At 66.8% G+C, this 23070-nt stretch carries 21 protein-coding genes and 1 pseudogene; 6 read left to right on the top strand and 16 right to left on the bottom strand.

Annotation, left to right across the window (positions count from 1 at the left end; genetic code table 11):
* Window positions 1-53: 53 nt before the first annotated feature.
* From tcuB to DPV74_RS18970, 12 genes are all read right to left on the bottom strand, one after another.
* On the bottom strand, window positions 54-1268 hold the full coding sequence (gene tcuB / locus DPV74_RS19025; RefSeq protein WP_119337761.1) for a tricarballylate utilization 4Fe-4S protein TcuB: 1215 nt from the start codon (window positions 1266-1268) through the stop codon (window positions 54-56).
* Window positions 1255-2664 carry an FAD-dependent tricarballylate dehydrogenase TcuA gene (gene tcuA, locus DPV74_RS19020; RefSeq protein WP_119337760.1) on the bottom strand — a complete coding sequence of 470 codons (1410 nt, stop codon included), beginning with the start codon at window positions 2662-2664 and terminating at the stop codon, window positions 1255-1257. The genes tcuB and tcuA overlap by 14 nt, the downstream gene beginning before the upstream one ends.
* 63 nt (window positions 2665-2727) lie before the next feature.
* On the bottom strand, window positions 2728-3681 hold the full coding sequence (locus tag DPV74_RS19015; RefSeq protein WP_059485101.1) for a LysR family transcriptional regulator: 954 nt from the start codon (window positions 3679-3681) through the stop codon (window positions 2728-2730).
* A 476-nt stretch (window positions 3682-4157) separates the two neighbouring features.
* The gene (locus tag DPV74_RS19010) at window positions 4158-4505 is read right to left on the bottom strand and encodes a hypothetical protein (RefSeq protein WP_162923086.1); all 348 of its coding nucleotides are present in this window, start codon (window positions 4503-4505) and stop codon (window positions 4158-4160) included.
* A gap of 148 nt (window positions 4506-4653) precedes the next feature.
* Entirely contained in the window at window positions 4654-5118 is a 465-nt protein-coding gene (locus DPV74_RS19005) for a lysozyme inhibitor LprI family protein (RefSeq protein WP_240439998.1), read from the bottom strand.
* A gap of 244 nt (window positions 5119-5362) precedes the next feature.
* Window positions 5363-6427 (bottom strand): 2-aminoethylphosphonate aminotransferase, encoded by a 1065-nt coding sequence (locus tag DPV74_RS19000; protein WP_119337759.1) that lies wholly within the window; start codon window positions 6425-6427, stop codon window positions 5363-5365.
* Complete coding sequence (aepY, locus tag DPV74_RS18995) at window positions 6427-7608, bottom strand: phosphonopyruvate decarboxylase (protein WP_119337758.1); 1182 nt, start codon at window positions 7606-7608, stop codon at window positions 6427-6429. Before aepY ends, DPV74_RS19000 begins: the two co-directional genes overlap by 1 nt.
* Window positions 7605-9290, bottom strand: a complete 1686-nt coding sequence (aepX, locus tag DPV74_RS18990; RefSeq protein WP_021162084.1) for a phosphoenolpyruvate mutase — start codon at window positions 9288-9290, stop codon at window positions 7605-7607. The genes aepY and aepX overlap by 4 nt, the downstream gene beginning before the upstream one ends.
* Window positions 9287-10054 carry an NTP transferase domain-containing protein gene (locus DPV74_RS18985; RefSeq protein WP_027791322.1) on the bottom strand — a complete coding sequence of 256 codons (768 nt, stop codon included), beginning with the start codon at window positions 10052-10054 and terminating at the stop codon, window positions 9287-9289. Before DPV74_RS18985 ends, aepX begins: the two co-directional genes overlap by 4 nt.
* Before the next feature lie 36 nt (window positions 10055-10090).
* Window positions 10091-11092 (bottom strand): HpnL family protein, encoded by a 1002-nt coding sequence (locus tag DPV74_RS18980; RefSeq protein WP_027791323.1) that lies wholly within the window; start codon window positions 11090-11092, stop codon window positions 10091-10093.
* On the bottom strand, window positions 11089-11898 hold the full coding sequence (locus DPV74_RS18975) for a 2OG-Fe(II) oxygenase (protein ID WP_027791324.1): 810 nt from the start codon (window positions 11896-11898) through the stop codon (window positions 11089-11091). The genes DPV74_RS18980 and DPV74_RS18975 overlap by 4 nt, the downstream gene beginning before the upstream one ends.
* On the bottom strand, window positions 11895-12575 hold the full coding sequence (locus DPV74_RS18970) for a CDP-alcohol phosphatidyltransferase family protein (protein ID WP_021162080.1): 681 nt from the start codon (window positions 12573-12575) through the stop codon (window positions 11895-11897). The genes DPV74_RS18975 and DPV74_RS18970 overlap by 4 nt, the downstream gene beginning before the upstream one ends.
* Window positions 12576-13229: 654 nt before the next feature.
* Here DPV74_RS18970 and DPV74_RS18965 point away from each other — a divergent pair.
* Window positions 13230-14744 (top strand): acetyl-CoA hydrolase/transferase family protein, encoded by a 1515-nt coding sequence (locus tag DPV74_RS18965; RefSeq protein ID WP_027791325.1) that lies wholly within the window; start codon window positions 13230-13232, stop codon window positions 14742-14744.
* Window positions 14745-14781: 37 nt separating this feature from the next.
* On the opposite strand, the gene DPV74_RS18960 is transcribed toward DPV74_RS18965, so the two are convergent.
* A complete protein-coding gene (locus tag DPV74_RS18960; protein WP_119337757.1) occupies window positions 14782-16311 on the bottom strand; it encodes a DHA2 family efflux MFS transporter permease subunit in 1530 nt (509 codons plus the stop codon).
* A 135-nt stretch (window positions 16312-16446) separates the two neighbouring features.
* Between DPV74_RS18960 and DPV74_RS18955 the strand changes: the two genes are divergently transcribed.
* Window positions 16447-16887: a MarR family winged helix-turn-helix transcriptional regulator gene (locus tag DPV74_RS18955; RefSeq protein ID WP_021162076.1), complete on the top strand. Its 441-nt coding sequence runs from the start codon at window positions 16447-16449 to the stop codon at window positions 16885-16887.
* Between the two features lie 257 nt (window positions 16888-17144).
* Here the strand turns inward: DPV74_RS18955 and DPV74_RS18950 are convergent, their stop codons facing one another.
* Entirely contained in the window at window positions 17145-17642 is a 498-nt protein-coding gene (locus DPV74_RS18950) for a DUF2938 domain-containing protein (RefSeq protein ID WP_119337756.1), read from the bottom strand.
* Between the two features lie 140 nt (window positions 17643-17782).
* Between DPV74_RS18950 and DPV74_RS18945 the strand changes: the two genes are divergently transcribed.
* The gene (locus tag DPV74_RS18945; protein WP_021162074.1) at window positions 17783-18208 is read left to right on the top strand and encodes a helix-turn-helix domain-containing protein; all 426 of its coding nucleotides are present in this window, start codon (window positions 17783-17785) and stop codon (window positions 18206-18208) included.
* Window positions 18209-18319: 111 nt separating this feature from the next.
* A complete protein-coding gene (locus DPV74_RS18940) occupies window positions 18320-19147 on the top strand; it encodes a hypothetical protein (RefSeq protein WP_162923085.1) in 828 nt (275 codons plus the stop codon).
* 5 nt (window positions 19148-19152) lie between these two features.
* Here DPV74_RS18940 and DPV74_RS18935 read toward each other — a convergent pair whose 3' ends face one another.
* Complete coding sequence (locus tag DPV74_RS18935; protein ID WP_021162072.1) at window positions 19153-20034, bottom strand: helix-hairpin-helix domain-containing protein; 882 nt, start codon at window positions 20032-20034, stop codon at window positions 19153-19155.
* Window positions 20035-20214: 180 nt separating this feature from the next.
* Window positions 20215-21756: a sigma-70 family RNA polymerase sigma factor gene (locus tag DPV74_RS18930; RefSeq protein ID WP_119337754.1), complete on the bottom strand. Its 1542-nt coding sequence runs from the start codon at window positions 21754-21756 to the stop codon at window positions 20215-20217.
* 298 nt (window positions 21757-22054) lie between these two features.
* Here DPV74_RS18930 and DPV74_RS18925 point away from each other — a divergent pair, with 298 nt between their 5' ends.
* Both DPV74_RS18925 and DPV74_RS18920 read left to right on the top strand, forming a co-directional pair.
* The gene (locus DPV74_RS18925) at window positions 22055-22495 is read left to right on the top strand and encodes a hypothetical protein (RefSeq protein ID WP_119337753.1); all 441 of its coding nucleotides are present in this window, start codon (window positions 22055-22057) and stop codon (window positions 22493-22495) included.
* A gap of 33 nt (window positions 22496-22528) precedes the next feature.
* A pseudogene (locus DPV74_RS18920) lies at window positions 22529-23070 on the top strand (SH3 domain-containing protein); the annotation flags it as partial.

Raw genomic sequence — 23070 nt, 5'->3', positions numbered from 1 at the left:
CTCCTGCTTCTTGTCTATAGTGATGGGCGCGCAACGCGCACCCGGGTAACTGGCTAATCCGAACCGAGGCTCAGTGTGTTGCGTTGACGCTTCTCGATCGACGATTTGAGCAGCGCCGCCGATCGGAAGATGCCGTGCGCGAACTTGCCGTAAGGCAGCGTGGCGAACAGCGCCATCACGATGCCGAGATGAATGGCGAGCAGCGACGGCATCGCCGAGGTCGTGCGGAGTGCGAGCAGCGCGAGACCGGATGTGCTCGTCAGAAGCAGGAGCGCGATGAAGCCGCGGTCCATCGGACGCTGACGGGCATCGCCGCGCTCCGGAACGCGTTTCAGGTTCAGCCACAGCAGTCCCGCCGGCCCCGCAATCAGTCCGATGCCGCCTGCGGTTCCCAGCAGCACCGGCACGCTCAGAAACGAATACGGCGCTTCCAGACCGAAGGCGTAGTGATAGAGCGTCGCGACGGCGGTCGCCGCAAAGCACAGAATGAAGCCGTAGAACGTCAGGTGATGGAAACGGCGCCGCGCCAGCGTGAACGTATCGTTCTCTTCGTTGCAGCCGTCGCCGTGGCCGCCGTCCAGGTACTTGAGCGTCAGCGCATTCCTGGCCGCTTCCGCGACGGCCGGCGCGCTCGCGCTCGCCGTTCCTGCCGACACGTCGCGCCAGAAGCGCGTGACGCCCATACCGAGCGCGAGAATGGCGAACAGGAAAACGATGCCGAACATCGCCGCGAGCAGGTTGTGCGGGAAGATCGCGTAGAAGTTCGCGGGCGCGACATCGCCGGACAATCCGCCGTGCAATGCCGTACCGAGCAGCAGAAACAGCGCGAGTCCGGCCGCCAGCGCGACCGACACAGTCAAGCCGTTGCGCTTGTACAGCGCGCCGAACGACGCGGGAAACGCGTACTCGGTGTAGGTTTCGAGCCGGACTTCTGCCATCGCTTTCGGCACGTTCACGCCGAACTCGTGCGGCGGCGCGTATTGGCACGCGTGATAGCACGCTCCGCAGTTGTGGCAGAGATTCGCCAGATAGTTGACGTCCGATTTGCCGAATTCCAGACGGCGCGTCATGGCAGGGAACACGGCGCAGAAGCCCTCGCAGTAGCGGCAGGCGTTGCAGATCTGCATCTGCCGAGCGACTTCGGTTTCGCTGGCGCTCATCGGCACAATGGGAATCACGCGCGCCATGCTGTCGCGTGGCGTTTTTTTCGTATCGACCGAAAAGGCCGTGCGCGTGTGTTCGGGCGCGAGCGGGTCAGACTGCTGCACGGGTTGCCTCCGTTGTTTTGAGTGCGGCGCGCGCGGCCTGCGTCCCGGCAATGCGCCCGAAGGCCGTGCCGATCGACATGCCGACGCCCGCTGTATAGCCCTTGCCGAGAACGTTGCCGGCCATCATTTCGCCGGCCACGAACAGGTTCTCACTGGCGGTGCCGCCGAAGTGAACCTGCGCGCGGTCGTTGGTCTTCAGTCCGAGATACGTGAACGTGATGCCTGGCCGCAACGCATAACCGTAGAACGGCGGCGTCTCGATGCGACGCGCCCAATGCGTCTTGGGCGGCTCGAGCCCTTCGGTGTGGCAGTCGTCGAGTGCGGTGTGATCGAAGGTGCCGTCGCGGCACGAATTGTTGTAGCGCGTGAGCGTTTCCATGAAGCGTGCTTCCGGCAGCCCGAGCTTGCGCGCGAGTTCCGGCAGCGTGTCGGCCTTTTCGCCCGGAAACACCGGCGGCATGAAGCGGCCGATTGCTTTCGAGTCGATGATCGAATAGCCGATCTGCCCCGGCTGATGCGCAACGAGCCGTCCCCAGATTGCATAGCGCTTCGGCCAGAAATCCTCGCCTTCGTCGTAGAAGCGCTCGGCGTCACGATTCACCACGACGCCCAGCGACACGCAGTCGATGCGCGTGCAGATGCCGCCGTCATACAGTGGGGCGCGTGCATCGATGGCGACGCAATGCGACTGCGACGGGTCGCCGATCATGTCGGCACCGACGTCGGCCATATGCTTGATGAGCACGCCCTGGTTGAAGCGCGTGCCGCGAATCAGGAAGTTGTCGGCGGGCCATTCGCCGCGCTCGTTTTGCCCCCACGCTTCGCGCAGCCATTCGCGATTTGATTCAAAGCCGCCTGCCGCCAGCACGCAGGCGCGCGCCTCGAAGCGCTGGCGGCCGCTGCGCGCTGCGATGAAGCGGCTGCCGTCGAGTTCAAGCGAATCGACGGGCGTTTCATAGCGGATATCGACGCCGAGTGCTTCGGCGCTGCGGTAATACGCGTTGACGAGCGCCTTGCCGCCGCCCATGAAGAATGCATTGGTGCGTGCCACGTGCAGCGCACCGGACAGCGGCGGCTGGAAGCGCACGCCGTGTTTCCGCATCCACGGCCGGCACGACGACGACGCGCGGATCGTCAGCCGCGCGAGATGCTCGTTCGTGATGCCGCCGGTGACTTTCAACAGGTCCTGCCAGAATTCCTCTTCTGGATAGGCCTCGACGAGAACGTCCTGGGGCTCATCGTGCATGCAGCGCAGATTGCGCGTGTGTTGCGAGTTGCCGCCGCGCCATTCGCGCGGCGCGGATTCGAGAAGCAGGACCGAGGCGCCCGCTTCGCGCGCCATCAATGCGGCACACAGCGCGGCATTGCCTCCTCCGATTACGAGCACATCGACCATCAGACTTGCCTCCTTTTGGGCAAATCGTAAAGGCCTCGTGTCCGCGCCGCTACCAGCCAGCCGTCAACGGGTGTTCACTTTTTGTGAAGGCTGAGGTTCCCGCAGCCGTGCGCCGGGCCAGCGGCCTTCCCGCACCAGTTGACGAGCGACATCGGCCAGCACCACGCGCGCGGCGAGACCGGCGGGAGACAGTTCGTCATCGGAGATGCTGGCGAGCATGTTGGGCCGCGTGGCGTATTTCTCGGCGACGGGCACGCTCGTCAGTATCACGTTCTCGGGCCTTGCGAGCGCCGCGCCCGGCTGTATCGTCGCGCCGATGCCGGCGCGGACGAAGTCCATCAGGAGCGCGAGGCCGTCGACTTCGGCGACGATGTTCGGCTCGTACTCGGCGCGCCTGAATGCGGACAACAGCAGCGAACGCAGCCCGTGTGTGCCGCTGGGGAGAATCAGCGGAAGCCTGCCGAGATTTTTCAGCCGGACGGATGCGCTCGTCGGCATGCCATCGAGATCGCCCGCGCCGATCAGGAACAGCCGCTCGTCCAGCAGCGGCATCACGCTCCAGCGTTGCGCGGACTCCTCGCGGAACAGCACGGCGAGATCGATCTGACGCGCGCTCAACATGGACGCCAGATAGCCGGAGAGACTTTCGACCATGTGCAGCCGTACGTCGGGATAGCGCGCGCGCATGGCCTGCATGAATGCGACCCCCATCACGCTCGCCGTGCTCGGCGCCATGCCGACGCTGACATGGCCCGACAGGCGGGCCGAGCGTGCAGCAAGCGCGGCGTCGTCGATATGACGCAGCGCGAGTTGCGCCTGACGCCAGAACGCCAAACCTGCGTCGGTCGGGACGACGCCCGACGAGGTGCGTTGCAGCAGACGCGTGGACAGTTCGCCTTCGAGACGGCTGATCTGCTGACTCAATGCCGAGGTCACCACGCCGAGTTCCAGCGCTGCCTTGCCCATGCTTCCATGTTCCACGACGCTGAGGAAATAGCGTAGTTGTCTGAGTTCCATTCCGCGGTCGGTCAGGAGGATCAAGCGGGTATTTTGACAGAACGTCGGCGGACAATCCTCCGCTTCGAGGTCGGATTTTTACCGCGCGTGCGCCTTTGAGGCAGTCGCTCAGCTCAAGCAACAGGTCCCGCAAACACATGGCGGGATTTCATGGAACGTAGCCAACACGAGCCAGGTTGAGCATCCATCCTGGCTCAAGTGCTCGAATTGCAGACTGCGAGTTTTCAAGACCGCCATACCTGAATCTAACCCTTCGTAGCCTTGCCAAAAGATATATCCGCGGCATAGGCGCCACAACGCGTCCTCTGTAGCGTCTGCGACCGGTGTGAAAACAGACTCTCGAATGACCTTCCAACGATTTGGTCAAACGACTGCTCCCGGCGGAAAACTGCCCGATATGCCCGGCCGGGTAGCTGCCCGGGTGCTGGCATACGAATCGCGACCTGAACGACCGAAGTCGACACCTGGCGGCTCACTTAGGTTGCAGTCGCTGGTTTGCCGCAAACGGGACAAACGATACGTTTGGCGTAGCTGACGAGCGTGAGTCCGCAGCAAGTTCCCTCCTGGCTCGGCCCGTGCCCCTCGTCGACAAATTCCCCGGGATATTGAGGCCGCGCGAGCACAAGAAGCGCCCAGGGCGAGGGCGTCGCGGACGCCTCATTGAATCGGTGAACCTCCGCGAGCACGAGTTTGGCCGACTGCCATTCCGGACGTCCTACTTGGGCTTCGCGTGCCTCCAACGCCAACGCGATCACTTCGACCAGCTGCCGCTCCGGCAGCGAGGTCAGGGCATCCACAAGTTCTCGATTTTGCAAAAAACTCATCGAATAAACGATCCTGTCCAATCAACGAGATGGTGACGGCAGATGCATCGCTTTCGGGGCGTCGCGGACGGCGCTTTTTTGTTCGTTAAGCGAAACTCTCTCTCTAATATCCGCCGACCTGGTGATGCCGTCTTCATCTGGCGCTTCGCTAATCATGGCTCAATTGCTTGAGCCACGCGTTCAATTCACGCGTACGATCACGTGTTCTGTCGATTTCGCAAGTCAGTAGATCAAGATTACGATCCGCGCCTGCCTCGTTTATCAGATACCAAGCGGTACACTCTTTATCGAGAAAGCGGACCCATTGACGCTGAGCCTCGACGAATTTCGTCTTGAGTGCCGGATAGTTGACGTACTCGTCACGCGGCCGAGACATCGACTTCAAAACCTTTTGGTAAGTGCGGTTCAACTCGTCATCCGCTTGCTGAAATTCGTCTTGACTACGCTGCAGCAAGCACTCGGGCGCCACGCTGTCAGGTGCGCAACTCTGTGCCTGTGCAGAGGTGAACCACGAAAATGTCAGCGCCATGGCGACCCCGAGCGCTGCGCAACGACGGCCGGATGCCGATGCGTGGATATGCATTCTTGCTCCCACTGCTGTTTTTTCATTCATGTGGCGATCGGAGTAATTCTGGCGTCGATCATGGTCGACAGCGCCGACTGAAGCACATATCGTTGGCTTGCTTTAAACAAGCGCGGCCAATTTTGTAAAAGCCGATTGTCAACGAACGACTCGATCATGTCGAGTGACTGAGAGTGGTGGCGGACTCAGCCACCCAGAGTTTCCGAAAAATCCGCAAAGAATAAAAAAGGCCCTTCCGAGAAGGGCCTTTCATGGACGAAGGTACGAGCGACACTTACCGCGTCAGCGCCGTGAACCCTTCCAGCAACCGATCGACATCAGCCGCCTGAATCGCTCCCATCGTCGAAATCCGGAACAGTTCCTTCGACAGCCCGCCTTGCCCCGCGTAGATCACGAAACCACGCGCCTTCAAGCCGTCATGCAACGTCTCGTACGTCACACCCTGCGGCAGCCGGTACGCGCGCAGCACGACCGACGATTCGCCTTCCGGCAGCACGAGCGGCATCCCGCGCGCCGCCAGCCCGGCCTGCGCTTGATCGGCGAGCGCCTTGTAATGCGCATGACGCGCACGCCAGCCGCCAGCCTCATCAAACTCGCGCAGCGCCTCGACGAGCGCGTAATACGCATGCACGGAAGGCGTGAACGGCGTATTGCGCTGATCCTGCAGCTTTGCCAGGCGACCGAGATCGAGGTAGTAAGTGCGGCTTGCAGCCTTCGCGAGCGCGCTGCGCCGCACGATCACGAACGCCGCGCCCGGCACGCCGTGCAGGCACTTGTTCGCGGTCGCGGCAACCGCGTCGATGTCACCGCCGGCGAAGTCGATCGCTTCCGCGCCGAAGCTGCTGACGCCATCGACGAGCATCTTCACACCACGCGCACGGCACACCCCGGCAATCGCGCCGAGATCGTTCAGCCGGCCCGTCGTCGTCTCGTGATGAATCACGGCGACATGCGAGTACCCGCCCGCATCGAGCCGTGCGGCGATCTGCGCGAGATCGGGCGCCTGCATCCACTCATGCTTCAGCACCTCATGCGCGATCCCGTACTGCGTCGCGATCTGCGTGATCCGCTCGCCGTACACGCCGTTCTCGATCACCAGCAGCTTGCCGTCCTGCGGCACGAGGGCCGCGATCATGCTTTCCACGGCGGCCGTGCCCGAACCCGTCATCAGCGCGGCGGTCCATTCGGCCGGATCGAGCTCGTACGCGGCAACGAGGCGCGCACGTGCTTCGTCCTGCAGGTCGAAGAATTCGCTTTCGCGATGGCACAGGTCAGGTTGCAGCAGGCTGCGGCGCACGCGTTCGGTGAGCGTGACCGGGCCGGGGTTCAGCAGCAGCATCAATGGGCTCCTTCAACGTGGGCTTCGGTCTGCGCGGCGCCGATGTGCCGCATCAGACGGGTCTTGACCTCGACCGGCGTGACGGTCGGGCGGGGCAGGCCGTCGGGCACGCCGGTGCGGATCGCCAGGCGCACGAACTGCGCACCGTCGCTTGACCCGGCCAGCGCCGTATCGAGCACGTCGAGCGTGTCGCCTTCGACCGCCGACGCGTAGCCGCACGCCGCCGCGACACCCGCGAACGACACGTGCTGCGACACCGTTGCCTGGCCGCCCGTCGATTCGTGCGCGCCGTTGTCGAGCAGTACGTGCGTGAGGTTCGCCGGGCCGTAGGCGCCGAGCGTCGCGAACGCGCCCATGCGCATCAGCGCGGCGCCGTCGCCGTCGACCGCAACGACCTTCAGGTCGGGTCGCGCGAGCGCGAGGCCGAGCGCGAGCGGCGTCACGCAGCCCATCGAACCGACCATGTACAACTGGTTCGGGCGATCGTCGATCGCGTAGAGTTCGCGGCCGCAGAAGCCGGTCGATGCGAGCACGACGGTCGAATCGACCGGCGTGTGCGCGATCACGCGCTGCAGCGCGTCCTGGCGGCTCGGCCAGGCTTCGGCCGACGCGGCGCGCGACGACGATTGCGCGACGACATGCGTGCGCGGCCTGGCGGCCGGGTTCGCCTTCAGCTCATACGGCGCGACGCTGCCTTTCTGCATCACGAGCGCGTACGGGCGGCCCGTCGCGTCCATGTGCGCGATCGCGCGGTCGAGTGCCGGGCCGACCTGTTCGGGGTCGGTCGGGAACGTCTCCCACGGGATCTCCATCGTGTCGAGCATCGCGGGCGTGATCGGGCCCATCAGCGCGTGCTGCGGCTCGTCGGATACACCCGGCTGGCCGCGCCACGTGACGATCAGCAACTGCGGCAGGCGGAACGTCCAGGTCAGCGACGTGAGCGGGCTCACCGCGTTGCCGAGCCCCGAGTTCTGCATCATCGCGATGCCGCGCTTGCCGCCGAGCGTCGCGCCCGCGATCAGCGCGACCGCGTCGCCTTCGTTCGCGGCCGACACGTAATTCAGCGTCGGGTCCTGCAGCACGTAATTGATGAACGGCGTCAGGTACGAGCAGGGCACACCCGCGTACCAGTCGAAACCGCGCTCGCGCGCGGCCTCGACGAACTGTGCCGCTTCGATCATTGCGCGCCCCCGTTGCCGGTGCCCGGTTCGGACAGCGGCGTCTGGCCGTGCGCGAAGTCGCCCGCGCGGCGGAAGTCTTCGAGATCGTTCACACCGCGCCAGTGGCCGTGCACGTACTGCACCTCGATCTTCTCGCCGGCGGCGATCAGTTCGTTGAGCAGCGACGGGATGTCGAGCGTGTCGAAATCGTCGCGCGCCTGCAGCGTCGCGAGCATCGCCTTCAGGCGCTCGACACCGGCACCGCGCACGTTCAGCAGGCCGATCCAGCGGCCGTGCGGCGTGCCCGTGGCGACGTCGCTCGATACACGTTGCAGGTAGGTTTTCTGGCCGAACAGGCCGCGATCGTCCGCCGCCGAGCACAGCGCGAAATCGCGCACGCTCTGGTTGGTTTCCGTCAGCGACGAATCGACCACCACGCTGAACTCGGCCTCGCTCTCCGCGAGGTCGCGCACGATGTAGCTGCGGAACAGCAGGTCGCCGTACGAGATCACGGTGTCGCCGGTCAGGCGTTCGGCCGCGCATGCGAGCGATGCGAGTTCGCCCGTTTGCGCATGGCGCTCGTTGACCACGAGCTTGATGCCCGACGTGTCGATCGCGTCGGCGCGGTAGCCGCCGACCACGGTGATGTCGTTCACGCCGTGCGTCTTGAAGCCGTCGACGAGCCAGCGCAGCAGCGGCTTGCCGGCGACCGGCAGCATGACCTTCGGCTTGTCTTCGGTCACGGCTTCGAGGCCCTTGCCGCGGCTCGCGGCGAGCACGATCGCCGCGTTCGACGCGCGCGACGACGACGACAGGTAGATGCGCTCGGCCGCCGAGTACTCGTCGGCGTCCTGCAGGCGGAAGATCTCGTTGACCGATGCCACGCGGTCCTCGACGTTGATCAGCGTTTCGCTCTCGTGGATCTCGCGCGCGGTCGCCTGCATCGCGGATGCCGACGCGCGGATCAGGTGGTTCGCCCAGATCACGGTGCTGATGCCGGCCTGGCGGAACACGTCGGTCGGCGTGCTGTAGTACTTGGTCGGCACGATCACGAGCGGCGCCTTGCCGCTCCATTCGCGCGCGAACTGCAGGATCTCGTCTGGGCGCGACAGCTTGCTGTGGATCAGGATCGCGTCGGCGCCGGCTTCCGCGTACGCGTTCGCGCGACGCAGTGCCTCGTCCATCCCCCAGCCTGCGATCAGCGCTTCGACACGCGCGACGATCGAGAAGTCGGGATCGGTCTGCGAATCCTTGCCGGCCTTGATCTTGCCGCAGAATTCGTCGATTTCCGCGAGCGGCTGGCGCTCGCCGCCGATGAAGCTGTTGGTCTTCGGGAACTGCTTGTCCTCGATACAGACGCCGGCGATGCCGCGCTGCTCGAGCTTCTTCACGAGGCGGCGCACGTTGTTGAAGTTGCCGTAGCCGGTGTCGCCGTCGAGCAGGATCGGCAGGTCGCTCGCGTCGGCCATGAATTCGAGCACGTCGACGACCTGCGTCCAGCTCGCTTCGTTGTTGTCGCGCACGCCGAACTGCGCGGAGATTGCGAGGCCCGATGCCCAGATGCCCTTGAAGCCGGCCTCGCGGACGATCCGTGCGGACAGGCCGTTGTGCGCTTCCATCAGGAATTCGAGGTCGCTGCTGACGAGCATGCGGCGCAGGCGTGCGCTGCGCGATTCGGTGAAGTTGGGTTCGCGTGCGTTCATCGTGCGACTCCTGCGGTGGTGCGTTGAATCAGGGGGAGGATTTCTTGGGTGGCGCGGGCGACGTCGTTCGGGAAGTCGATCTCGATCCACGGCGAGCCGGTGACGTCGGCGACGTCGAACGAATGACCGCCTTCGAGCAGCAGGTCGCGCACGGCTTCCTCGTGGGGCATGTTCGCGCGGCCGCTGTCGACGTAGCCCGCGACGATCGTCGCGAGGCGGCGCGCGGTGCCTTCGGTGAAGCGGAAGAAGCCGACCGATTCGCCGATCGTGTCGTATTCGAGGTCGACCGCGAGCTGCTTGCGCAGCTCGACCGGCACGCCGTTCTTCAGGCACAGCTTGACGGGTTCGTCGCCGGCCTCGAAGTCGCGGTCGATCAACAGGCGATCGACCGCCTTGTCGGCATCGGCCACCAGCGCGTGCAGGATGTTCTCGTCATACAGCACGTCGGCGTCCATCAGCAGCACGTCGCCGCCGCGCGTCATCGCGTCGGCGACGGTATGCACGGTCAGCACGCTGCCGAGGTCGTAGCGTTCGTTGATCACGATCTCGGCCTGGCGGCCGAGGCGCTTCAATTCCTGCTCGACCTTCCCGGCCTGGAAGCCGAGCCCGAGCACGATTTCGTCGACGCCCGCGGCATCGAGCACGCGCAGATGGCGCTCGAGCAGCGACACGTCGTCGAAGCGCAGCAGGCACTTCGGGAACTGTGCCTCGGGCGGTTGTTGCAGGCGCAAGCCGAGGCCTGCCGCAAGAATGATGGCTCGCATGGGTTCTCCAACCAAAAAGCCGGCGGATCTGAACGATCAGTCGGCGAGCGGCTGCGGCGCACGGCGCCGCTGCCAGTTTCTTTCACTGAAATGCAGATAGAGCAGGCCGGGCAGGCCGAGCGCGAGTTCGCGCGCGCGCTTCGCGAGCGACAGCGCGAGCGCCGCGTCGGGCGGCAGTCCGACCAGCGGCGCGAGCAGCAGGTAGCCGCCTTCCTGCGCGCCGAGCGAGCCCGGGATCGCGAAGGCCGCGCCACGAATGGCCTGGCCGACGCTCTCGAGCAGCAGCGCGTCGAGCCAGCTCACCGGGTGCCCGAGGAAGTGCAGCGCGAGCCACACTTCCGCGGTGCCGACGATCCAGCCGACGAGACTCAATGCGAACGTCTTCGCGACCTTCGCACGATCGCGGTACAGCGCGCCGACCGCGTCGTCGATCGCGTCGGCGCGGGTCGCCAGCGACGACCAGTCGCGCGGGCCGAGCAGCTTCGACGCGAGGCGCAGGCCGCGGCCGAACAGCCCGCGCCGCTGCGCGACGTAGAACAGCGCGGCGAGGGCGCCGAGCACGCCGGTGGCGATCAGCGCGGGCGTGCGCAGGTGCGCGACCGATTCGTGCGTGGCGTACAGGCTGAACGCGGCGATGCCGATCAGCGCGAACGCCATTTGCGAGAGCGCCTGCATCGTCGTGCTGACGGTGACGGCGGCCGCCGCGTCGGCCATTCGCGTGCCGCGCTGCGCGAGGTGGCGCACCATCAGCACGGGGCCGCCGATCTGCCCGGCGGGCAGCAGGCTGTTCACCGATTCGCCGACCCAGCGCGCGCGCAGCGCGTTGCGGAGTTCGGCGCCGGGCTGGCCGTGGCGGAACATCACGGAGATCGCCATCGCGTCGATCACGAGCGGCACGACGTGGAACGCCGCGACGAGCGCGAGCCCCCAGCCGGCCGCGAGGAACGTGGACGCGACCGCGCCGACGCCCTGCCAGGCGAGGAGTGCGACGAAGAGTGCGGTCCCGAGGGACAGCAGGATCAGGCCGGCGCGTGTCATGACCCGGTCGGGCGTCGCGTCGCCAGTTGCTTGAACACCTGGCGGAAGCCGAAATACGCGATCGCGTCCTTCATGTTCGAGATGAAGCGCTTCCACGGGCGCATGCCGGGGTTCGTCACGTATTCGAAGGTGAGCGACACGCGCATCTCGTTCTGGCCCAGCGGCGTGATGCGGTGGCGCAGCTTGTCGCCGTCGAACAGCACGATGCCGCCGTCGGCGATCTGGACGGAGCCCGGTTCGTCGGCGACGTCCGGATTGCGCGTGTGCAGCTCGTAGTCGAGCCGGCACGACGATTCGTCGATCACGCCGATCAGCAGCGTATAGCGGCGGCCGTCGTAGTACGACGTGTCGTAATGCCAGCCGATGTGGTCGCCGGGCTTCGTGTAGTAATACAGCGCATACGCGTGCGGGTCGTCGTCCGGCGACAGCATCAGCTTGTCGCCCGTGACCTTCTCGAGGAAGGAGATGAGTGCCTTCGAGCGATACAGCTCGGCGATGTACGGCGCCTGCTCGTCGATCGTATGGCGGCTGACGCTGCCGCCCTGCTTGTGGCCGGGCAGGTAATTGCGGTTCAGGCCGGCCTGCATCGCGCGGGCGGCCGCCGCGAGCTTCGCGTGCGCGTCGGCCGGCAGGAAGGCGTCGAGGTACAGGAACGAGCCCTGGCGCGTGTAGTCGCCGCGCAGGCGGTCGAGGTCGAGCGAACCGACGCAGTCGGCCACGGTGCGATCGGGATCGGCGGCCGCCACGCGCGCAGGCGCGGGGCGTGCCGGGCTCAGCACGGAGTCGTCGCGCGTGCTAGGAGTCATTTGGAAGCCTGGATTTCAGTTGGATTCTGCGCGACGTTGCCGCGCCGGACGATGCGCCACCAGTCGATCACGACCCATGCGGCGAAGAGCGGGGCGCCGATCGACGCCGCGAGCAGGAACGGTTCGACGCCGTCGAAGAGCGTCACGAGCGGCAGCAGGTACAGCACGTCTTCGGTTTCGAAGCCGCCGGCGAACGCCTGCTTGGTGCCGGCCTTGCCGGCGATCGATTCGATCCGCATGCGCAGGAAGAAGATCAGCGCGACGGCGGCGCCGGCCACCGCGCCGAGCAGCACCGGCGACGCGGCCATCTGGCCGCCCTGGGCGACGATGCCGAGGCCCATGCTGACGAACAGCGCGATCGTGACGAGCGCGTCCGCCGCGAGGTCGTAAAAATGACCGATCTTGCTGGATTTCCCGCTGATGCGGGCGAGCTCGCCGTCGGTGTGGTCGACGAAGTTCGACAGCACGATCAGGAACGCGCCGGCATTGCTCCAGCCGAAGCCGCCGTGCGCGAGGCACCAGGCGCCGGCGAGGCCGATCAGCAGACGAACGGTGGTGAGGTGATTCGGGGTGACTGGCGTGTCGACGAGCGGTCGGACAAGCGAGCGCGCGAGCCGCGCATCCCAGGTGCGTGGCAGGGGCGGTTCGGAACGTGTGGCGGTTTTTCTTTGGTCCATCGGCGAAATATATACGGAATTGTAATTTGTTGCTTTTTATTCGATCAATGTCCTGACATGAGCGAGTGTTACCGCGTCTTGCGACGATCGGCCGACCGAAAAGCGCGTGCGCGAAAGGGCGGCCGAACGGGGCGGCGGGATCCGTATTCCAGTGTGGTTCGCGTCGCGCGCCTGTCAAGGGCGGACGGGCCTCACAGGCCGGTGCGGCGGTGTTTTTCGCGCTTCCCGGCGCGCGACGCGCGGCGCGTGCGAGCTTGACGTGCGTCAGGCCGGGACAACCCGCATCGGGTGACAATTGGCCGCGCCGGATGCGGCATCGACCATTGCCGATCGACAGGCGATGAATCGCAATGAAAATCCGTCGATTGATGTGTGCGGATTGGTGATCGTCGACCGGTCGTTGTGTTGGATGCTTTCGCGCACCTTTCATGTGCATTCGAATTGAACGGGGCGCCTGTCACAGAACGGCCGTTCGATACGCGGCAAATCCGGCAACGATCTTTTTCATACGGCGGACATTTCGCGGCGACCGCCTCTGAGATACTCCGACCATGCCTGTGGTGCCGGCCGCCCGTCGCGGCCACAAGGGCTTCATGTCGCTCAGGAGACACCCCCAGCGACGTCAACGACAGACCAAAGCATCAGAATCCAGCCATGTCTTCATCACGCATCCTCGCTCCCGCCCTGCGTTCGCTCGTCCGTACCGCCGACGAAGCCGCCGCGCTGATCCGTCCCGGCATGACCGTCGCCATGAGCGGCTTCACGGGGTCGGGCTATCCGAAGGCCGTGCCGGCCGCGCTCGCCGCCCACATCGACGCGGCGCACGCGCGCGGCGAGGACTTCCGGATCAACGTGCTGACGGGCGCGTCGACCGCACCGGAACTCGACGGCGCGCTCGCCCGCACCAACGGCATCTCGATGCGCCTGCCGTACCAGTCCGACCCGACGCTGCGCGACAAGATCAACGGCGGCGAAGTCGACTACCAGGACGTCCACCTGAGCCACGTCGCGCAATACGCATGGTTCGGGCTGTACGGCGATCTCGATGTCGCGATCGTCGAAGTCGCGGGCATCCGCGAGGACGGGCTGCTGATTCCGTCCGCCTCGATCGGCAACAACAAGACGTGGCTCGAACGCGCGAAGCACGTGATCCTCGAAGTCAACTCGCGCCAGCCGCTCGGCCTCGACGGGATGCACGACGTCTATTACGGCACCGCGCTGCCGCCGCACCGCAAGCCGATTCCGCTGACGAAAAGCGACGACCGGATCGGCGAGCCGTACCTGCGCTGCCCGGCCGACAAGATCGTCGCGATCGTCGAGACGGATGCACCGGATCGCAGCAACGCGTTCTCCGCGCCGGACGCGACGTCGAAGCAGATCGCGCACCAGCTGATCGATTTCCTGCGCCACGAAGTGAAGCGCGGCCGCCTGCCGGAAAACCTGCTGCCGCTGCAGTCGGGCGTCGGCAACATCACGAACGCGGTGCTCGCGGAGCTCAGCTCGGCCGGTTTCTCGAACCTGACCGCGTACACCGAAGTGATCCAGGACGGCATGCTCGACCTGCTCCAGGACGGCACGCTGAGCTTCGCGTCGGCCACCGCGCTGTCGCTGAGCCCGGCGGCCGTGCAGCGCTTCGCCGACGAAATCGCGACGTTCCGCGAGAAGATCGTGCTGCGCCCGCAGGAGATCAGCAACCATCCGGAACTCGTGCGCCGTCTCGGCTGCATCGCGATGAACGGGATGATCGAGGCCGACATCTACGGCAACGTGAACTCGACGCACGTGATGGGCACGAAGATCCAGAACGGCATCGGCGGCTCGGGCGACTTCGCGCGCAACGGCTACCTGTCGTGCTTCATGTCGGCGAGTACCGCGAAGGGCGGCGCGATTTCGCGGATCGTGCCGATGGCGAGCCACGTCGACCATACCGAGCACGACGTCGCGGTGGTCGTCACCGAGCAGGGCCTTGCCGACCTGCGCGGCCTGTCGCCGAAGCAGCGTGCACGCAAGGTCATCGCGACCTGCGCGCATCCCGACTACCGGCCGATGCTCGAGGATTACTTCGAGCGTGCGTCGCGCGAAAGCTTCGGCAAGCACACGCCGCACCTGCTCGCCGAGGCGCTGTCGTGGCACGAGCGGTACGTGCGTACGGGGACGATGAAGGCCTGACGGTTCGGCCTGCGACGGGCGCGCGCCCGTCGCATCGTCAATCCATCGCCGCATGCGCGATCTCCACGCTCGCCGTTTTCTGCGGCGGGCGGATCAGCAGCAACAGCGGAATCATCAGCAGCGTCGCGACGAACATCAGCTTGAAATCGTTCAGGTAGGCGATCATCGATGCCTGCTGGTTGATCGTGCGGTCGAGCAGCGCGAAGTCGAGATGGCTGCCGGCCATCGCCTGCACGGCCGGGTTGAACGGCGTGATCTGCGCGGCGAGATCGGCGTGCGACACCTGCGTGTTGCGCGTCATCAGCGTCTGCACGATCGAGATGCCGATACTGCTGCCGATGTTGCGCATCAGGCTGTAGGTGGCCGTGCCGTCCGCACGCAGGTTGGGCGGCAACGTCGAGAACGACAGCGCGCTGAGCGGCACGAACACGAGCCCCAGCCCGAAGCCCTGCACCACGCCCGGCCACACGATGTCCGCTTCGGACAGCACGACCGTGTACTGCATCATCTGCCATAGCGCGAGCGCGGAAATCGACAGTCCCGCGAGCAGCAGCATCCGCGCATCCACGTATTTCAGCAGCCTGCCGACGAACAGCATCGCGATCATCGTGCCGGCGCCGCTCGGCGCGGTGACGAGGCCCGTCGTCGCGACCGGGTAGCCCATCAGGTTCTGCAGCATCGGCGGCAGCAGCGCGCGCGTCGCGTACAGCACCGCGCCGACCACGAAGATGAACAGCGTGCCCGTCGCGAAGTTCGGGTCGCGCAGCAGTTCCGACTTGAAGAACGACGCCTTGCCGACGGTCGCGGTATGCACGAGGAAGAACGCGAAGCTGAGCGCCGCGACGATCGCCTCGATGCGGATCTCGTACGAGCCGAACCAGTCGAGCTGTTCGCCGCGGTCGAGCATCGCCTGGAACGCGCCGATCGCGAGCGCCAGCGTCGCGAAGCCGAACGCGTCGAATTTCACGTGCGGGCGCGGCGCGCGGGCGGGCAGGAAGGTCATCACGCCGGCCAGCGCGAATGCGCCGATCGGCACGTTGATGAAGAACACCCAGCGCCAGTTGTAGCTGTCGGTGAGCCAGCCGCCGAGCGTCGGGCCGAGGATCGGGCCGACCATCACGCCCATCCCCCAGATCGCCATCGCCTGGCCCTGCTTCTCGCGCGGGTTGATGTCGAGCAGGATCGACTGCGACAGCGGCACCAGCGCGGCGCCGAACACGCCCTGCAGCAGGCGGGCGCCGACGATCTGCACTAGTGTCTCGGACAGCCCGCACAGCGCGGATGCGACCGTGAAGCCCGCGATCGACACGATCAGCAGCCGTTTCACGCTGAGCCGGTCGGACAGCCAGCCGGTGAGCGGTGTCGCGATCGCCGCCGCGACGATGTAGGAGGTCAGCACCCACGTGATCTCGTCCTGCGACGCGGACAGCGTGCCTTGCATGTGCGGCAGCGCGACGTTCGCGATCGTGCTGTCGAGGGTCTGGATCAGCGTGGCGAGCATGATCGACAGGGTCAGCATCGGCCGGTTCAGGGCGGGTGAGGCGGGGGCGTCGGCGGCGGGGTTCAAGCGGGTGTCTCCGTGAGGCGGTCGCCGTGGGCGGCGATCCGGTATCGCTGGAATTATAAGCACGCTTATTATAGATCCGCTTATCGCCTGGCCGCGAGCGATGGGTGGCCGTCGGCTTGACCCTATAATCCCCGCATGGACAAGACCTACGAGAACCGGATCGGCTACCTGATTTCTGACGTGGCCCGCCTGAACGGGCGCCTGTTCGACCGGCGCGCGAAGCGCATCGGGCTGACGCGCGCGCAAAGCCGCGTGATCGCATACCTGACGTGGAAGGGCGAGATGAATCAGGCACGGCTCGCCGAATGGCTCGAGATCGCGCCGATCTCGCTTACCCGGTTGCTCGACCGGATGGAAAGTTATGGCTGGATCGAGCGCGTCGCGAACGACGACGATCGCCGTGCATTCGTGATCCGGCTGACCGACAAGTCGCGCGAGATCTTTCCGCAGATGCTCGAAGTGGGTGACACCGTCGTCGACGACGGTTTGCGCGGCTTCACGCCCGACGAGCGCGATACGCTGGTGCGGCTGCTCGGGCGCGTGCGCCACAACCTGATCGACTGCGGCGGGGAGTGATGGGCAGCGTCATCCGGGCCGGCCGGATGAACGGGTTGACCGCTACGGGAATACCGGGGGGCCGTGCGCAGGCGTGCCACGTTGGCCAGTATGCCGGCATGGGCATTGCCATCGCCGTTGCCGTTGTGTCGGCGCGGCCATCGTTCGGCTCGCGCAGGACAAAGCGCCCGTCACACTTCGGCGAAGCGCTTGTGCGGGCGTCGACGTCGGCTCCGTGAGCCGGCGCTACCCGTCACGGCGTCGGCAAGACGGTGTGCTCAACGGGGCAGCGCTGCCAGCGTGAACGCCGCCAGATAAAGCCCCACACCATACGACAGATGCGCGATGACACTGCGCCGGCGCGCGACGCCCGGGTGCGGCGTGCGCGACGCCGCGATGCCGAGGCCGAACGCGGGCTGCATCACGAAGAATGGTGCGACCACGCTGGCGAGGCCGGCGACGAGCGCGGGAAGCGGTGTCGGTGTGCCGATCCATGCCGTGCCCGCGATCGCGACGGGCAGCGCCGCGTACGCGATGCCGATCGCGTAATGCGCGATCCAGCCGAGCGTGCGTTCGCCCGGCACGGGCGGCGCGGCGGCGATCGACACGTGCCGGAACCGGCCTTGCGTCATGTGACCGATCCAGCGGCCGACCAGCGCATAGTCGAGCGACGGAATGCCGAACGCACGTCGGCGAAACAGCGCCCACAGATCCATCACGAGCGTCGCGCCCGTGCCGATCAGCAACAGGTTGAGCAGGACGTCGGGCAGGCTCATCGCGGACCACCGGCGCGGAGGGCGACGGCTGCGCGGCGCAGCGGGATACAGCGTGGATTCGGCGGTTTCATGGCAGTCAGGGCTTGTCTTTATGGAGTCGAGCGCCTATCTTGCAACCTCAAGTTCACTTGAGGTCAAGCATGAGTCGGCTGGACATTGCGGATGTGGCGCGGCGCTCGGGATTGCCCGCGTCGACGCTGCGCTACTACGAGGAAAAGGGGCTGATCGTCCCGATCGGCCGCCACGGGCTGCGGCGGCAATACGACGAGTCGGTGCTGGAGCGGCTGGCACTGATCGCGCTGGGCCGCGAGGCCGGTTTTTCGCTCGACGACATCCTCGCGATGGTGGACACGGACGGCCTGCCTGCGATCGATCGCGCGAAGCTCGACAGCAAGGCCGACGAACTCGACCGCACGATCCGCCGTCTCGGCGCCGTGCGCGATGCGCTGCGGCACGCGGCCGTGTGCCCGGCGGCGAACCATCTCGAATGCCCGTCGTTCCAGAAGCTGCTGCGCATTGCCGCGCATCGCAATCCGGCGCGTCGCGCGAAGGCGGACGGCGCATAGGTAGCGCGCCCGCGCGACGTGCGGGTGCATCAGCAGTCCGGCGGCAGGGTGGCGGCGGTGCCGATCCCGGCCGGAATTCGAAAACGAAAGCAGGAACAACGGGGTTGACGCGTGTCGTTATTGCTTGCGCCATTGCTGGTGCTTTATGTGCTTCCGGCCGCATATGCGGCATCGAAGGTCGGGCCGCACTACGGATTTCTCGCGGGGTGCGCGACGATGGCGGCCGTGCTGGCGGTGCAGACTGCCCTGCTGACGTGGGGAACTGCCTGGGTGAAGCGACGGCGCGGGGGTATCGGGCAGCCCGAGACGGCCGCGCAGGCCGTACCGGCCGACAGTCCGGACGACGAACCGGCTGACGGCGCTGAAGACGCCGGCGATGCCGGCGACGCGCCCGACGTACCGCTTCGATACGGCGAGCATGCACGATTCAAGCAAGTGGTTCCGATGGCTGGCAACGCACGGCCCGATGTCGCGCGCATCTTCTACGACAATGCGAAGCGGAAGATCGAAGCGTTCGTGGACGTCGAGACAGGGCACGGCGATTCGGGCGCGTCGATGGTGTCGATGGCCGAACTTGCCGTCGAGGATGGGGGGCCGGCCGCGCCACCTGACCAAACGCTGACCGTGTTCGTGTCGAACGACGGCGCATGGTCGGGGTTCCGCGTGGGCGACGACAGCTTCCGCTTCCGTCACGGCGCGATCACGAGATTGCGGCTCACGCGGGTGATACCGATACGCTGGAAGGGCGGCTACACGGTGACGTTGTGGTTCGACGTGCCGAACCGGAAAAGCGGCGCCGATTACGTGTCGTATTCGACCTGGTTCGATCTCGCGGTGGAATATTCCGGTCGCCGCACACGCGCGCTCACTCATGCCTGTCGCGAGATCGCGTCCGTGCTCGGCGTGGCGTTCGACGTCGACGAAACCTCCGACGACTGACTGACTCAGCCCGCGTAGTACACGCGGCACTCCTGCTCGCGCCCGCGCACGATGCGCTTGCCGACGAGCGAGCCGACCGTTTCGGTGAAGACGGTGCGCTGGTGTTCGCGCTGCCCGGCGTCGTAGAAATAGAGCGAGACCCAGTCGGTCGGGCGGGAGGCCTCCGGCGTGCGCATCGCGGCAAGCAGGCACAGCGCCGTGAAATGCCAGCCGCCCTTGGTCATGTGCATCACGGGCGACGGCACGTAACCGTCCACGTTCAGGCGCCGGTGCGCGAGCGTCGGCAACACGCCGGCGGCGGCCTTGTTGCGGTACAGGCGGTCGATGTAGAGCAGCAGTTCGACGGGGGGCTCGGTGCCGGGGCCGGCGTCCTGCACGTGGCCCTGCCAGCGCCGGCGGCGGCTCAGCACGTCGTCGAGCGCGGTGCGGATACCGGCTGCGCGCCGCGGGCCGACGCCCGAGATCGTTTCGAGCTGGCCGTTGCGGGCCGCGCGTTCGAGCTCCTCGAGCGTATCGATGTGAAGCAGGTCGTGAATGCGTAACGCGAGCGCGTGGCCGATACCCGGCACCGCTTCGAATGCGGAGGTGCGTACGGCGTCGCCGCACAGCCGGTCGAGCTGCCGCCAGCGCCCGGTCACCAGCAGCTCGGCAATCGCCTGGGCGACGCCCGTGCCGATCTCGGGCAACGTACCGAGCGCATCGACGCCGCCGGATTCGAACAGCGTGCGGATGTCGAGGTCGAGCGCTTCGACCGTCCCGGCCGACGCGCGGTACGCGGCGACCCGGTAAGGATTCGCGCCCTGGTCAGCCAGCCGTTGCGCCGCCTCGCGCAGGCAGGCCGCGATATGCCGGTTTTCCTCGTACGTTTGGCTGGCGCTCGTCTGCATCGCGAGGGACCCGGGGAAGCACAAACGGAATGGACACGGCGAGCGATGCGCCGGTCGGCTGTTCATCATTGTCGCGACACGCGTTGAAGAAAACTTGACGCACGTCAATAGCAAACGTAGCACAGGTGCGAGGTGCACGGTCGTGCAGGTAGGGGCACGACCGTGCGTCGCGTGATGCGGTCACGCGTCGAGAAACGACTGCGCGTTCTCGGCCTCGGCGGCCGTGCGCAACGCGGCGAGCGCCCGTTTCTCGATCTGGCGCACGCGTTCACGCGACATGCCGGCGTCGTGCGCGATCGCATCGTAGGTGTCGGGCTCGGCGCCGCCGAGACCGAACCGCCGGCGCAGCACGTCGGCCTCGGCCGGCGTGACCGACCGGAGCAGCGACCGCACACACTCGCGCATGCGCGTGTCCGCCAGTTGCTCGAACGGGCTGGCCGACGCCTGGTCCTCGATCAGCTCCACGAGGCCGGTGTCCGCGTCGGGCAGCGGCGCATCGAGCGACACGGGCTCGGCAGGCAGCGCGAGCACCGCACGCAGCTTGTCCTCGTCGAGGCCGGTTTCGGCCGCGAGTTCGGCCGGCGTCGCCCGGCGCCCCGTGCGCTGGTGAAAACGCAGCGCATGCCGTTGCACACGCTGGTACTGGTCGCCCACGTGCACGGGCACGCGGATCGTGCGTGCGCGATCCGCGACCGCGCGCGCGATCGCCTGGCGGATCCACCAGGTCGCATAGGTCGAGAACTTGAACCCGCGCCGGTATTCGAATTTCTCGATCGCGCGCATCAGGCCGAGGCTGCCGTCCTGCACGAGATCGGGCAGGTCGACGCCGCGGTTCATGTACTTGCGCGCGATCGACAGCACGAGCCGCAGGTTCGCCTCGAGCATCGCGCGCGTGGCGTCGCGCACTTTCTGCTGGCCGTCGGCGAGCGCTGCGGCGAGTGCCCGCCGCGCGACCGCGTCGAAGCTGGCGGCTTCGCCGGCTTCGGTGCCGTGCGGCGCGGACGCGAGCGTGCCCACGACGCGGCTCGCGTCGTCGACCGCCGGTGCGAGCCACGCGATCGAGCCCAGCAGGGCGGCCATGCGGTTACGCGCGTCACGGTATTCGTCCGAACGGACGCCATGCGCGTGCAACGCGCCGCGCAGGGCCGCGACGGCCGTCTGCAGTGCGTCGTAGCTGGCCGGCGCGGGCGTGTCGGTGGCGTCGCCGTCGCCGTCGGAAGCCCCGGCGCTGCCGGTCGTCGCCGTCGCGCGGTGACGCGCAAGCAACGAGTCGACCGCCGCCGGATAGCCGGCGATCGCATGCAGGATCTGGTGACGGCCCGTCTCGAGTTCGCGGGCAAGCACGATTTCGCCTTCGCGCGTGAGCAGCGGCACCGCCTGCATGCGCCGCATGTAGAGCGCGAGCGGGTCGGTCGACGCGCTCGTGCCGCGTGCGAGGTCGCCGAGCATCGCGCGGCCTTCGTCGAGCGCATCGCGATCGACGTCGACCGGCGACGAACCGGCGAACGGCGCAGGCGCGGCCGGCTCGTCGAGCACGGCGATGCCGATGTCGGCGAGTGCGGCGCGCACGACGTCGAGCGCGTCGGGGCTGTCGCTTTCGGGCGGCAGCGCGTCGACGAGGTCGGCGTGGGTCAGATAACCCTGTTCGCCGGCGAGCGCCAGCAACTGGATGATCGGATCGAGCGGCGTGTCCGCCCGGGGAGTGGGGCGTGGCGTAGTCATGTCGATGGCGGCGTGAGCCGCGCTCCTGTCTGGGCGGGCCGAAGCCCGCCGGTTTCGGGCCGCCGGTTGCTCGCGAACCCCGTCCGCGCCGGCCAGCCTGACATCGTTCAAGTTGAGGGCATTTGCGCGAACTTCAACGCGAGCGCGGCAGACCTGCCAGCATGCGGCGTGCCTGCGCGTGCGTCTGGTGCTGGAAACAAAAAGTAACCGATCATACCGGGCGGAAATCTGCAGGGGACGTAAGCTAGAGTCAGGCGCGCAGCCTGGCTGCGCAGCGCAGATTCCGCCGGAGCAAGAAATGACCCCGATTCCTGCCGCGAGGTGTGCGGTATTCGCGTTGACCACGCTGGCCCTCGGCGGCTGTTATTACACGAGTCCGTACGGCTATGCGCCGTATTACGCGCCGGCGCCGGCCACGCTGACGCAGCGCGAGATACCCGTCACGCCGGCTTCACCGGGTAGCGCCGCACCGAGCCAGGGCTCGACGGCGGTCGCGCCGCCCGTGGCCGATCCGGCTCCCGTCTACGTCGCGCCGGCCTATCCGCCGCCGTATCCCTATCCGTATCCGTACTATGCCCCCGCGTATTACCCGGGCTGGTACGGCTGGGGAGCGCCGGCGATCTCGGTCGGCTTCTGGGGCGGCTGGGGCGGTGGCTACTGGCGCGGACGCGGCGGGTACTGGCATCGTCCGTGGGGTGGCGGCCACTGGGGTGGCGGCTGGGGCGGGCATCGGCACTGACCGGCGCGCGGCGGCACCGCGCGGGAGAGCATCATGAGGAATTCGATTGTCCGAAGTCTGTACGTCGTCCTGCTCGGCCTCGCGGCCGCGCCGGGCGTCGCCGACGCGCAGAGCAGCGCCTACACGAACTCGCCGGCCGAACTGTTTGCGGGGCCGGCGCCCGACTATCCGGTGGTAGCGCAGATTCCGCCCGACACGGCGCTGGACGTCTTCGGCTGCCTGAGCGACTACTCGTGGTGCGACGTCGCGCTGCCGGGCGTGCGCGGCTGGATCGATGCGCAGTTGCTCGAGTATCCGTACCAGGGCAGCTACGTGCCGTTGCTCGAATACGGCGCGATCATCGGGGTTCCGGTGACGGGATTCGCGATCGCCGCGTACTGGGATCGTTATTACCGGCACCGTCCGTGGTATCACGACCGCGATCGCTGGGCGCATCGTCCGGAACCGCGGCTCGGCCCCGGGGGCATGCCGCCGGGACAAGGCCGTCCGCAACCGGGCGGGCCGATGCAGGTTGCACCGGGCGGCCCGCCGCCCGTGCACGACGCGCGGCCGTCGGCTGCACGCGGCGGCTGGAA

This window comes from Burkholderia sp. HAN2018 (assembly GCF_024704855.1).
Taxonomy (GTDB): domain Bacteria; phylum Pseudomonadota; class Gammaproteobacteria; order Burkholderiales; family Burkholderiaceae; genus Burkholderia; species Burkholderia cepacia.
The sequence above is the reverse complement of the archived record's forward strand: the minus strand, read 5'-3'. Positions and strand labels throughout refer to the sequence as shown.